At 41.5% G+C, this 13,685-nt stretch carries 11 protein-coding genes and 1 pseudogene; 1 reads left to right on the top strand and 11 read right to left on the bottom strand.

The genetic code is table 11. From position 1 onward, the window contains the following. Positions 1-11: 11 nt before the first annotated feature. The 4 genes and pseudogenes from AC6UDE_RS00885 to AC6UDE_RS00870 form a co-directional block, all read right to left on the bottom strand. Entirely contained in the window at positions 12-2,978 is a 2,967-nt protein-coding gene (locus tag AC6UDE_RS00885) for a KxYKxGKxW signal peptide domain-containing protein (protein ID WP_500696318.1), read from the bottom strand. Between the two features lie 572 nt (positions 2,979-3,550). After that, positions 3,551-7,579, bottom strand: a complete 4,029-nt coding sequence (locus AC6UDE_RS00880) for a mucin-binding protein (protein WP_500696317.1) — start codon at positions 7,577-7,579, stop codon at positions 3,551-3,553. Positions 7,580-7,914: 335 nt separating this feature from the next. Beyond that, entirely contained in the window at positions 7,915-8,481 is a 567-nt protein-coding gene (locus AC6UDE_RS00875) for an LPXTG cell wall anchor domain-containing protein (RefSeq protein ID WP_500696316.1), read from the bottom strand. 3 nt (positions 8,482-8,484) lie between these two features. Next, positions 8,485-8,676, bottom strand: a pseudogene (locus AC6UDE_RS00870) (mucin-binding protein); the annotation flags it as partial. A gap of 169 nt (positions 8,677-8,845) precedes the next feature. Here AC6UDE_RS00870 and AC6UDE_RS00865 point away from each other — a divergent pair. Continuing rightward, the gene (locus AC6UDE_RS00865; protein WP_500696315.1) at positions 8,846-9,298 is read left to right on the top strand and encodes a hypothetical protein; all 453 of its coding nucleotides are present in this window, start codon (positions 8,846-8,848) and stop codon (positions 9,296-9,298) included. A 71-nt stretch (positions 9,299-9,369) separates the two neighbouring features. Here the strand turns inward: AC6UDE_RS00865 and AC6UDE_RS00860 are convergent, their stop codons facing one another. The 7 genes from AC6UDE_RS00860 to AC6UDE_RS00830 form a co-directional block, all read right to left on the bottom strand. Next, positions 9,370-9,999 carry a class A sortase gene (locus tag AC6UDE_RS00860; protein ID WP_500696313.1) on the bottom strand — a complete coding sequence of 210 codons (630 nt, stop codon included), beginning with the start codon at positions 9,997-9,999 and terminating at the stop codon, positions 9,370-9,372. Between the two features lie 71 nt (positions 10,000-10,070). After that, on the bottom strand, positions 10,071-11,219 hold the full coding sequence (locus AC6UDE_RS00855; RefSeq protein ID WP_500696312.1) for a glycerate kinase: 1,149 nt from the start codon (positions 11,217-11,219) through the stop codon (positions 10,071-10,073). Positions 11,220-11,316: 97 nt separating this feature from the next. Next, positions 11,317-11,556 carry a DUF2922 domain-containing protein gene (locus tag AC6UDE_RS00850; RefSeq protein ID WP_500696311.1) on the bottom strand — a complete coding sequence of 80 codons (240 nt, stop codon included), beginning with the start codon at positions 11,554-11,556 and terminating at the stop codon, positions 11,317-11,319. 14 nt (positions 11,557-11,570) lie between these two features. Continuing rightward, on the bottom strand, positions 11,571-11,774 hold the full coding sequence (locus AC6UDE_RS00845; protein WP_500694590.1) for a DUF1659 domain-containing protein: 204 nt from the start codon (positions 11,772-11,774) through the stop codon (positions 11,571-11,573). A gap of 68 nt (positions 11,775-11,842) precedes the next feature. Further along, complete coding sequence (locus AC6UDE_RS00840; protein ID WP_500696310.1) at positions 11,843-12,358, bottom strand: sigma-70 family RNA polymerase sigma factor; 516 nt, start codon at positions 12,356-12,358, stop codon at positions 11,843-11,845. A gap of 188 nt (positions 12,359-12,546) precedes the next feature. Next, positions 12,547-13,185, bottom strand: coding sequence for a UbiA family prenyltransferase (locus AC6UDE_RS00835; protein ID WP_500696309.1), 639 nt, complete (start codon positions 13,183-13,185; stop codon positions 12,547-12,549). A 7-nt stretch (positions 13,186-13,192) separates the two neighbouring features. After that, positions 13,193-13,471: a hypothetical protein gene (locus AC6UDE_RS00830; protein WP_500696308.1), complete on the bottom strand. Its 279-nt coding sequence runs from the start codon at positions 13,469-13,471 to the stop codon at positions 13,193-13,195. Positions 13,472-13,685 lie beyond the last annotated feature (214 nt).

The raw sequence follows: 13,685 nt of genomic DNA, 5'->3' as shown, positions 1-13,685 counted from the left end.
ATGATACCGAGTTATTTGACCCGATGTTTTAAATCGTGAAGTGCCAAAGCCATTGCTGAAGCAATAAAACCAAGACCGATTAACTCGAGGATTAACGAATCGTTCTCACCAGTTTGTGGCAAGTTCTTGGAATTCTGCTTAGCGTTCTTTTCTGAAGAATTGAAAGCCTGGTGAATGGCTTGCGTACTTTGCGGTTCGACTACTTGGCTACCGTTCTGCTTAGTTGAAGCTTCTGGTGTGCCAGTTTGACTGCCATTATTTGGAACCACGGCAGACCCACCATTGTTAGTTGGTTGACCTGGCATGACAGAATTGCCACTTGGTTGGTTTGGAGTTACCGAACTGCCACCATTACCGTTTCCACCGTTATGACTTGGTGTAATCGGGTTAGTGCCGTTACCACCATTGTTGCTTGGGTGGTTCGGGGTTGGTGCATTCTTAGCCAAAACCGTGACAGTAATAACCAATGTGTCCCCGTTTGAGGCGGTAATGATAACTTTGTATTGACCAGGAACTTGGTTATTAACTTTCGAGGTGTCAATGCTTGTGATCGTTGCTTCCGTACCATCAGCGTTAGTTGCTCTAGCACCGTAGGCAGCGGCATTGGTAGGAACTAGATCACCAACGTGAATGGTAATTCCGTGACCTTCAAGACTCGTCTTATCCGCTAAGACGGTCACCGTTACTACTAGTTTCTTGCCATTTGATGAAGTAATGACAACAGGATATTGACCAGGAACCTTATTATTAACCTTGGAAGTGTCGACGCTAGTGATACTTGCTTCTGTACCGTCCGTGTTAGTGGAACTGGCACCATATGCTTGCGGGTCAGTTGGGACCTGATCACCAACGTAAATAGTTAATCCGTGTCCCACTAACGTTGCTTCGTCAGGGAGTACTGTAACCGTGACACCCAGTTTTTCACCATTGTTGGCGGTAATCGTTACCGGATAAACGCCAGGAACCTCATTGTTTACTTTGGATACGTCAATGTTTGTGATCTGGGCTGGATTGCCGTCGTAATCAGTTGCTTGAGCATCGTAAGCTGCTGGGTCGGTTGGAACTTTTTGACCAACGTAAATCTTGATGTTGTTAGCACTTAAGCGTGTGTGATTCTTCAAGACAGTAACGGTCACGGTGATACTTTCACCGTTATCTGAAGTAATGGTGACTGGATAATCACCAGGGATTTGGTTATTAACCTTTGAAACGTCAATCTTGGTAATCTTAGCGGGCTTCCCGTTTTTGTAGGTTGCTTTAGCACCATATGCACTTGGCCACGTTGGAACCTGTCTGCCAATTCTGATGCTGGTTCCGTGAGCGGCAATGCTAATCCGACTCTTAACGACCGTGACGGTGACACCTAGTGTCTCACCATTGTCAGCGTGAATCCAAACTGGATATACTCCAGGGACCTGATTATTTACCTTCGACACATCAATCTTAGTGATTTTAGCCGGATTACCATCATAATCGGTTGCCTTAGCGTCATACGCAGCTGGGTCAGTTGGAACCTGGTCGCCAGTGTAGATGGTCAGGTTATGCGCACTTAAACTAGTATGGTTAAAGAGCACGTGAACGTAGACCGTCTTGGTTAACCCATTTGAAGCACTGATGACAACCGGATAATCCCCCGCCTTAGTGTTATTGACTTTGGAAGTGTCAATCCCAGTAATTGTTGCCGGACTTCCATCTGGATTAAGAGCGGTTGCACCATATGATTTAGCGTCGTCTGGAACGGCTTGCCCAATTCGAATGCTGATATCGTGACCGGTAACCGCATCAGCGGGAATGGGAACAACGGTGACGGTTCTATTGAGTTGCGGACCATTAGGATCACTAGTACCCATTATTATGACGTGATAAGTCCCTGGCTTGTTGGCATCTACACCACCATAGACACCCCAAATGGCCATGCTAGGCCATGTTGGGTTTCCCATAATTGCGTCATAACTATCTGGATCGGAAAAATCAATATTAGTTGGATTTCCTTGATAGACGACAAGATTATTAGCGGTAAAATTAACCACTTGGACAATTCCAGTGGTCCAAACACTTCCATCAGAAAGGGTAAAACCATACTTGTATGTTCCAGGAACCTCATTATTAACATCTGAAACATCGATGGAAGTAACCGTTAATGGAGTGCCATTTACACTAGCAGTAATACTGTAGTCAGCGGTATCAGTCGGAACTGGCTGACCTTTCATAACATCAATGGCACCCGCAGTAATGTTATAAACCTTGTCACTTAACTGAACGTTTTTAGTCGTTTGTTTTGCTTGTTGATTAATTACCGCTGGTTGGTTAGTCTGAGCATTATTGGTGGTTTTCGGTGCTTGCTTTTCTGGAGCAACTACTTGTTTATTAAAATTGGCACCTTGATTATCAGTTTTTTGACTAGCTTGATTAGCGGGTGCTGGGGCAGTCTTTTGGTCAGTTGCGTTTTGTTGGCCGTTATTTGGCTCTGGTTGAGTCGATTGATTTTTGCTTTGCGCATCGTTCTGACTAGCAGTGGCTTGGTTGTTAGTCGGTTGTGAATTTGTTTGAGCTGCTCTTTCGGTTTGACCGTTACCATTCTTCGATGACGATTGGTCCACCTGCGCAGTGTTAGTCGTCGGTTTAGATGAATCAGTTTGTCCTGGTTGAGCACTGGCCATTGGAGCTGTCCCAGTGGTCTGACTGGTATTAGCTTGTGCTACATTATCTTGCGTTTGGGTCACAGCTGGATTCGACTTACTTTGATTTTCTGGTTGCGATTGAGCAGACGTCGTGACTAGGTCACCCTTTACTGGTTGACTGGACGCTGTCTTTTGAATAATTTGTATATTATGATTATTATTATTAGATTGACCGTTAGTATCAGCGCTTGCGCCAACCGTCAATCCTCCGACGGTAGCGACGGTCACAATGGCTGCGACCATCCACCGCTTTCCGGCTTTATACATCTTGTAATGTTTCTTGGTATTGTTCTGCATAAGGTTTCCCCTCTCGTTCTAAAATACATCTTGTGAATTATCAGAATATATAGTAAAACTGCTGTTTATATATTCACAATTGACATTGTAAACACGATGATGTCAGCAATCAACCTTTTAATATGCTTCACAATGTTTGTAAAACGTACTAGCAGAGAGGGGTTATAAAATAATAATTACTACGTAAAAATAGCGTACGAAATCTAGCAACCCGTAATTTTTATCGAATTTCCGATATTTAAATTTCCTCTTACGAATGATTAGTCAATTTATCATTGATTTGCCAGTAATTATAGCTAATCTTGCCAAAAAACGTTTCTTATTTCATTAATTGATTAAAATAACACGAGTCTTATCCAATCGTTCACAATTTATCTACTGTCAATTCTTTTTTTGACCGATTTTGTGGGAGTAAAATTCACAAAAATATTTGCAAAAATTTTTTTATTCCCGCACCAAATTAATTTTAAAAGTTTTATTAAACCCGGCTTTTGTTAAATAGCTTTCCATAAATTAGCCACAAAAAAATGGTCAACATCCATTTCATAGATGTCGACCATTCAATTTAAAGCTTATTTGGTTTCTTTTTTATCTTTAAACCATTTCCCTAATCCAAAGATACCAAGAATTGAAAGTAACATAATTCCAATGACACTTAGGAAACTGTTATCTTCTTGACCAGTTTGTGGCAACTCACCCTTCTTATTAGTGTTGGTTGCATTTTCCTTAGCTTCATTAGTCTCATGTTTTTGTGACTTAACATGGGTATTATTTTCTGAAGTAGAGGATTCTGGGGCGGTTGTTTTTGAAGAATTCGAGTTGTTCTTATTTGAACTTCCATTACTTTCAGGAACCGCATTGCCATTGTGATCATTTGGTGTCATTGTACCATTTCCACCATTGTTGTTTGGTGTGTTTGGTTCAACGTTGTTCCCACTTTCACCATTGTTTCCATTAGTTGGATTCTCTGGTTCCGTTGGGTTTCCACCATTGTGGTCCTCTGGATGATTTGGTGTTGGGTTAATTTCACCGGTTTGTTCTTGCGAATAGATAACTTCTCTTGAAGTATCATCACCAGCAGCAATGGTCCCACTAACTGAACTTTGAGCAGGCGTCATGTTAGCAACACTTGGTGACTTAACACTATAAGTATTGTCATCACTCGTCCAATCGTTCCATGTGACTTCACCCGTTGCCAAATCTTTGGTTCCAGTTCGAGTGAAGTGAGCCGTAATCGTCTTTGATGGTGCTACTTGATTACCATCCTTATCAACATAGTGAATGGTAACCTGACCAGTTGTCTGATCTGATACTGCTTCAGTGTTATGCGTGTAAGTAACCTTCACTGAATCATACTCATTTGGAGTAATAGTTCCGCTAACTGAGTCCTTATCAGGAGTCATGTTAGCAATTTCTGGTGAGGCAACGTTGTAAGTATCACTGCCATCGCTCATCCATGGTCCCCAGGTAAGTTCACCCGTTGCAAAGTCCTTCGTTCCATTTCGAGTGAAGTTAACGGAAATGGTTTTTGATGGAGCAACTTGGTTACCATTTTGATCAACATAGTGAATGGTTCTTTGACCAGTAGCAGTACCAATTACTGAAGCCGTGTCATGTGTGTAGTAAACATTAATTGTATTATTTTCTCCACGAACAACGTTTCCAATAACTTGATATTTATCAGGGGTCATGTTGTAAACCTTAGGTGAATCAACGTTGTAATGAGCATCATCACTTGTCCAGTCATTCCAAGTAACATCATTCGTTACTAAATTCTTAGTCCCAGTTCGGGTGAAATGACCAGTAATAACCTTTGATGGTGCCACTTGATTACCACCAGTTTTGTCAATGTAATTGATGGTTGTTTGACCAGTAGCTTGCTCACTTACTTCCGTAGTGTCGTCAGCATAAGTAATATTTATTTCACTGTTATCATTTGGGTTAATCGTTCCGATAACTGATTTCTGACTAGGAGTTCTGTTAGGAACATTTGGCGATGTCACGTCGTAAGTGTTGTCAGTACTTATCCAATCGTTCCAAGTAACTTTACCAGTTACCAAATCCTTAGTTCCAGTCCGAGTAAAGTGGGCAACAACTGTCTTCGATGGGGCAACCTGATTGCCATTTTGATCAACATAGTTAATGGTTACTTGCCCATTTGCTTCATCCTTTAAATCTTCAGTATTATCAGTGTAAATCACTTTTGTTGAACCATTTTCGTCAGGATTGATGGTTCCACTGACTGAATCCTGACTAGGAGTTCTGTTAGGAACACTTGGTGATAGAATGTCATAAGTGTTATCGGTACTTGTCCACTTATCCCAGCTAATAACCTTATTTGTCAATGGATCTCTTTGACCAGTCCGGGTGAAGTGCGCGGTAATGACCTTATCTGGTTGGAGGGTATTACCATTTTGATCAACGTAATGAATGGTAAATGTTCCAGTGGTTGAGTCTGTAACTTCTTGACTAAGAACGACTGTGACACTCACCGTCTTATAACTCGTCAATCCTTTCGAATTGGTTGTCTTATAGGTCACGTTATAGACACCAGCTTGCTTGTTAGCAATGGCTTCTCTTAAAGCGGCATCATCAGAAATTTCAACTTTATCGCTGGTTCCGTCTTGAACATCATTTGAACTTACGCCATCTAACAGGTAACTGTCTAAATCACCAATGTTGAAGGTGTCCGCATTTAATGACTTATCACTAGCCGTAATGGATGGGAAGAATCCTTGTTGATCGTTGTTTTGGTAAGTAAAATACTTGGTAATACTCTTATTTATTGGATTACCTTGCGGATCTAATGAAGTTCCCTGATCGTCATAATATCCAAAATTAACTGCATATTTTCCACCAAGATCAGGAGCAATAACATTACCCGTAAATTGTAAGTATTGAATGGTTACTCCATCTGGGAAAGTAATGTACAACTTAGCGTCATTCGCATTGATCTGGTCCATCCGAACTTGTACACCTGGCAAAACCTGTCTTAACTGGTCTAATGTAATCCACTGACCAGCATATTGACCAGCCCACTTAGGTGTATATGGAGTTCCAGCTTCAGGAATTCCAAAACGCAGTCCACTCATATCAAATGAAGCACCATTTCCTTGAATCTCAACGGTCCAGGTTCTACCAGTTAAATTATTTAAGGCCTGGTCTGGATTAGCATTAGGATAAAGCACATTAGCGAAACTAGGTTTGTCACCCTTGGCTGGATCATATACAGAATCCCAATAAGTACCTGAGATTGGGTTGTTGGCGTTTGGTCCCTCATAATTTGGCCCAACACCTGCGTAACCATCTCCTCCCAATCCAGATCCTAAGTTAGGAGCTTGAACTCGGTCGGGTGATGGTTGGTTGCTATCAGGTGTGTACCCATAATAAAAAGTATTTAATAGATAAGTTGAATTACCATGTTGAAACTCTGAAGTGAAATAAACTCCAGCTAGACTAACTTTTGTGCTTGCTTGAAACGGAATGTTCAAAGTAAATGAGAATGAACCGGTTGTGAATTCAATGGTCTTATCAAAGATATAGTAAGCTCGACCATTTGCGGCATCAATTTCTAAGTGGCCATATTCTGAACCACCGGTCATTGAAATATTATTCCAATTGATAACCTGCTTCATTAATCCATCACTACCTGGATCAGTACTATTGGCGATGTTAAAGACAATTCTGTCACCAGCATTGATCGTAGCATCCGCGTCAGTCACCGAAACGTCATTTCTCACTGACATGGTTCCAAATTGATTAAAGTTAGTGTTAGCAGGAACTGGATTACTGGTAATATCGATACCCTTTGGTAACGTACTACTGTCACTAGTGGTATCAGCATTCATTTGTTGATTACTTCTGGCAATGTCTGGATTAGGCTGATTAGCCCTTTTGGCGTCATCGTTTTTAGCCTGATTAGTATCATCCGATTTGGTTTGGGTATCAATTCCCTGATTCTTCTGGTCATCAGTTTTTGTCTGATTAATTTGTGAATCAGATTTAGCTGTTGCATCATTTTTACTTGATGAATCCTGGGTCTGATTTTGATTATCAGAAGTAGCACTTGGCTGATTGTCAGTCTGCTTCTTTACATCACTTGACTGGTCAGTCTTTGATTGATCAGTTTTACTATCTTGTGATGATTGCTCAGTTTTTTGGTCCTGAGTCGCTTGATTAGAATCATTCGTGGATGATTGTGATTCTTGTTTGCTATCATCCTGTTTCGACTGATCATTTTGAGCCTGAGTTTGTGAATCAGTCGCTGGTTGTGTTGGTTGATCCGCCTGCTTTTGCGAATCAGCTGTTTGATTCTGGTCGTCCTTTGTCTGACCATCTGTTGTATTAGTTGCTTGGTCTGAACTACTTGGGTTTGCATCATTTTGATTAGATGATGTCGTTTCTGGTTGAGTCGACGTACTCGTTTGGTCTGCTTTTTGTTCAGACGGAACGGCTGCTCCTGCATTGGCCTGCGTTACAGTGGTGTCAGCGCTTGCCCCAAGTGTCATTCCACCGATTGTGAAAGTGGTGACAAGGGCGGCAACCATCCACCGTTTCCCAGACTTATACATCTTAAAATGTTTCTTTGAATCCCTAAACATAAATAAACACTCCTTAGTACCCTGGCGGTTACAAAATAATAAATCACAAACTACACTTATTATTCATTATTACGGAGACTTATTATACATAAAAAATACGATAACTCAATCATTCTGTTTATCAAACTCGTCAATTAATTAGGTAATTCAGGTTGTGAATTTTCAAATCTAAATCACCTTATGCTAGTACCAACACGTTTTCAGCAATTTATTTATTTCTTAATAAATTGCTGAATTTTTTAATTATTAAAAATATATAAAAAAGGCTAACACCCAAAATGGATGTTAGCCTTTAAACTTATTAATCTCGCTTAATCTTTAAATCACAAACTGACTTACTTGGTTTCTTTTCGGTCTTTAAACCATTTCCCTAAGCCAAAGAAGCTGAGAAGTGACAGAAGCATGGTTCCGATGATACTCAAGAAGCTATCAGAACTTTGACCAGTTTGTGGTAACGTCGTCTTCTTTTCAGACTTTTTAGCTGGTTTGGCTGCTGGAGCTTGCTTTGCTTGTGGTTTAGCAGGTTGAGCCGGTGCTTTAGCAGGAGTTTGTGGGGCCTGCTTAGCCTTCGGAGCTTCCGGTTGTGCGGCCGGAACTTCCTTTGGTGCACTTGGCTTAGTTGGTTCTGGTTGTGCTGAAGGTTTCTCTGGTTTATTTGGAGCTACCGGAGTTTCTGGTTCAGCATTCTTCACATAATGAATTGGGGTATCTTTTCCTAAATCATTGTGATCAATCGGATATGGTGTGCCAGGGACCAACTTGTTCCCGTTCTTATCAACTGGAGTGTATCCAGGAATGTCAGGGATAAGTGGGTTACCAGCATCACTTGGGTTGTTTGGATCCATTGATTGATCTGGAGTTCCAGGATTATCCGGCGTAACCGTCTTGGTCTTATGTTTCAAGACAACGGTGAAAGTTGGGTTGTCAGTATTGAAGGTGTAACCGTCGCCTAGGAATCCATCGGATACTAATTTGTATCCTTGGACTTCTAAGTTATCAATTTCATTCTTCGTAGTGTAACCAGACTTACTACTAAATTTACCAGTTAAAGCATCGCTATGAATAAGTTTATTACCTTCATCTTGGTCGACGTAGTCAACTTGTGCTTTTTCTTCGTTAGCGTTGTAAGTAACTGTATCAGTCGAGTACGTTAAGCAAGTATAACATTAATACTATATATTTAAAATAGCAACCAATGTAACCAAGGACTTAATCGCAAACGAATTTCTAATTCAAGCTAGTCACAAAAGCATCTTTGATATCAACGTGAAATCACTAACAGACTCGGCTGGCGTATCAAGAAAGTCCTTTTATAATAATTTCGAAAGCATTGATGATTTAATCACTTACATTCAAACCACATTATGCAATCAAATTGACGAAGAATTTAATAAGGAAAGTGATCCAGACGACACCTACGTCAATAATTTGATTAATTGCCTACCGGAGCTTGTGTATAAGTATCGCGATCAGATTCGTGTCCTACTCAAACCAAGCCTCAAGGGGATTTTCATGGCTTTTTTACTGAAAAAGCATAAAAGTAACATTATGAACAACTCACCCAACTTTCACGTTAAACAAAAGATTCCCAAGAATATGATTATGAATCTGCAGGCTCAGGCCTTTTTCTTTATTTTGGAGATGTGGATTACCAGTCCAGTCCCAGAGGCACCCCAATCTTTTGAAAAGAAACTTCGCGAATACTTTCAAGACAATTGATATTATCAACTCACGACACAAAAATACCGTGTCGTTATTAGATTAATAACGACACGGTATTTTATTTTGAACTATTTAATTAATTTACCGGACACAATCAACCGTTTGGTTTCACCCGGATTCCCAGAAGCACACGTGACTAGCGTGATTTCTTTTTGGTTGCCATTATCATTAATCACCGAGATGTCATCTTCAGAGACAATCTTCTTGCTGGTAATCTTGTAGGTATACTTCTTACTAGGATTGGAAAGGTATATTTTCTGTCCGACCTTTGCTTTTGATAGCGGTGAAAACAACACGTTTGGGTCCTTCATGTGATGACCCGCCAGGACGTAGTTTTTCTCCCCCATCTTTTCGTCCATCTTCATCGTTCCGGCTCCAATCGTTAGATCATCGTCGTTTAGCCCCTTAAAGATGGGTAAATCAATGTTTAAGTCTGGAATCTTGATGCGGCCAATTGCGGGCGACTGTTTGGCCTTTTGACTCTTCATAATGGCGTTCTCGTCGACCGCCTTCACGTTACTAAAATCATAATCGCCCTTACGTTGATTTCCGCGCTTAGCCTCCTGCTTGGTGATACTGTTAGCCTTCTGTCCGCCTTGGTATCCAACCCACCATGAAGTAATCTGAGAATTAAAGACCAGACCAAGCCCGACAACGACCAGGACCACAATTAGAAGGTTCCAAAAAAATTTTTTCATTTTCCTACCGCCATTTCGTAAACGTACTCCACTACTACATACGCTTATTCTACCTTATTTCTATTTAAAATCTAAAGTTTCGAACTGGCTTTGATAATTCTTATAATATTCTCGGTGGTACGTTCGATGTTTTCGGGTCCCCTTTTAAGGGCTTCCTCCATTGACGTCACTCCGCCTAAGATGTCAATCACCGACGACACTCCAGCATCGTACAGGTCACTAATTCCTTCACCGATGTGACCCGTCTCAACGAAGACCGGTTTATGGTATTTCTTGGCTAACTTGGCGACTCCAAAGGGTACCTTACCGAACTTGGTCTGGGAGTCAATACTGCCCTCGCCAGTGAAAACGCAGTCGGCGTACTTAATCTTTTCTTCTAGTCCGACCGTCTGTTCCACAATCTCAATGCCGGGACGCAACTTGGCCTTTAAAAAGACCATCAGTCCGGCACCAACACCACCAGCGGCACCGCTGCCAGGAACGCTTGTAACGTCCATCCCTAATTTATCGTTAATCACGTGCGCATAACTTCTTAAATTATTGTCCAGTTGCACGACCTGACTGGAATTGGCACCTTTTTGGGGACCGAACACCGGCGCCGCACCGTTCTTTCCAACCAGTGGATTAGTCACGTCCGAAGCAACCACAAACTCGGTCTCGGCGATCCGATGATCGAGTCCCGCCACCGAAATGTCGGAGATGCGACCGATTGAGGCTCCGTTTGGAATAATGACCTTTCCATTTTCGTCCATGAACTTGACCCCAAGGGCCGTTGCCATCCCGGCTCCACCATCAACAGTCGCACTGCCACCGATTCCGATGATGATTTTTTGGACGCCAAAATCCAAGGCAGCTCTAATCAACTCACCAGTCCCAAGCGTGGTTGTGACCATCGGATTACGACGGTTTTCGGGAATTAACTCCAGTCCACTGGCCTTCGCCATCTCGATGACTGCGGTCTTGCCGTCACCGAGCATTCCAAAGAATGAATCCACCTTCTGACCGGGAATCGGACCATCAACCGTGACGTCAATCTTCCTTCCGTGAGTGGCGTCAACCAGCGTGTCAACGGTCCCTTCGCCACCATCAGCCATCGGAACTTTATCAATGTGGACCGACGGATCAACATTGATAATGCCCGCCGCCATTGCGCCTGCCACTTGTTTGGCTGACATACTGTCCTTAAATGAATCTGGCGCTAAAACAAACCGTAAACTCATGCTCTTCCTCCTTTCGAACTTGTTCGTCCATTAAACCGATTATAACGCACAAAAAAAGCACTTCATATATAATGAAGCGCTTTTCTAAGCTCATAATTTACTTGGTAGCTGGGACTACCGGTGCCTGATAGATCGGATATTTCTTAATTTCCACGTAACGAGCACAAACCGGTGTGTTGTACAAGTTCACGCCGTCCTTTTGAAACATCTCGAGTTTAGCAATCCGGTCCATGGCATTCTTGACCACTTCTTCACCTAGAGTACTTGAAGCGTAACTCAACTTAATGGTCTTGACCTTGTTTTGATCTGATTTAAAAACTAATTCTAAGTTTCTCATGTTCATCCTCCTAATTATTCAGCATCCAAAGTATCAGTGGAACTCAACGTTGCCTTTTTAAATGAGTCACCGGATAATTCCGCTAAAATCACACCGAACTGCTTGATCTGGTCCTCTGAAACGTTTTGCACCAGGTTGTTAAAGGTGTGTTTGGCGTCAGCGTGACCCTCTCCTGCAAGTGTGTATGTTGCGCTAGTCTTCATCCAATTTCTTTTCATTTCTTTCATCCTCTTCAGTTTATTTTGTTAAGGCAGTTGGCCAACCTCTTACACCTACTAGAAACGAATCAATTGGTAAATGTGTTACCCCAATTGACCTTTTTGATAATGTGTTTGCGCCACTGATACAAAGTTTTTCTGGATACATGAAGTTCTTTCGCAATCATCGTTATCGACTGGCCACGATACAACCGTACCACCAGCTGGCGTTCCCTTTCGTTTAATCGACTCAGGACTTCTTCAAACATGATTTGCGTTTCGACATCTTCACCGCCATCGGAAATGACATCCAGGTCGGTACTATTTTCAACGTCAATTCTGGAGCTCTGCCTAGTTTCCTTCTTTAATAGATCCAAAAGGTGCCAGTAAACTCCCTGATAAATGAAATTTAATCGACTCTTATCATCGGTTGGATCACCCGGATAGCGTTGATACGCACTCACAAATGCCAGGCGTCCCTCTGATACCAGGTCCTGATATTGGTCGTAAAATGGTCTGATTCCTAAACGTTTCAGTACGCCAAAAATCACAACCTCGTGGTCATCTGCCACTAAGAAACGAAACGCTGCTTGCTTGTTATTCATAAAATTGAATCTCCCTATAGTAGTTTGATCCAAAGGCCTTTGTATCAAGAACTAGCATAAGGTGGGATGAGAATCAGCGCCATCCCGGCAAATGGCGGAATTTTGCCGTCAAAAAAGATGCTAGCGAGGCTAACGCCAAGACATCAAATTTAAAGATGGAATCCATTTTCCAACTCATAGAGATTAATTTAAAAAAGCACCATTAATAACTGGCAGAACGCTGCCAAAATCAGCGCTAGTAAAATCGCAAAACTACTCTTGACGGAAAGAATGAACGTCCGTTTTTTGTCCTGAACATGGATAAATTTACGCACATGCTGATAAATTACTGGAATCGTGAACAACACGAGTAACGTACTAACCGGAAGTAGCCGCAACCAGACGGTTACAATTACCATGATGTAAGTCACAACATAATTGCCAGTAAAAACCACTAACGACCACTTTTTTCCGATGAAAGACGCTAAGGTATGACGGTTTAACTGGATGTCTTCCTTTACGTCACAAAGGTTATTGGCAAGCATGATACTAGCAAGCGGAAACAGAGCGAGTGTGGACACCAAAAGGCCATTTAAAAACAGTTGCCAATTAATTTGTATTACTGGCACGTTTACCATGATAACAGTGTAAGTAATTCCCACTCCCATCGTCAGCGAACATGCCATTTCACCAAAGGGCGTGTGAGAGATTGGCAGTGGTCCGCTAGAATACAAATAACTAATAATAAAGCCAATTACACCAATCACTAGTAACCACATCGTAGTCGCAATGAGCAAATAAATGCCCAAGATGGCAGTTAGAAACGCAAAGATCATGGTCGTAATCACTGCTGCCTTAAATGAAATCTTGTTGACCCCCTAGTGAATTAGTCTGCTCCCGAAACTTCTTGGCTGCTTTTTTCGAAGTCTTAAAGGCGGAGTGATAATCAGCCAGATTATCCAACGAGTTGGCCATCAACTGGATTAAAAGACACGCTAGTAACAAAATAATAGAATTAAAGACGTCGACTTTCCCGTAATCATAACTGACAAACATTAATCCCAGTAAAAAGGGAATCACGGTTGACACGAGCGAACTCGGTTCCGTTAGGGCAATTAATTTATGAATATTCATTTTAACCTCCGGCTGGATTCGTTAAAGAATCCCGCAAAAATTAATTGGTTGAGAAAAGATGTAATATAGTGAATTTAGTAACAAATGCTAACTATTTAATAAAAATAGCTTTTGTTTTGTTAAATCATCTTTTCTAATAAATACTATTATAATAGCACTTTGTAACCATATTTACATAAAACATTTCAGCTCAACTTCATGTTAATTTATAAAC

The organism is Fructilactobacillus sp. X2R5C3, assembly GCF_059901325.1.
Note: the sequence above shows the minus strand (reverse complement) of the source record. Positions and strands in the feature narration are given on the sequence as shown.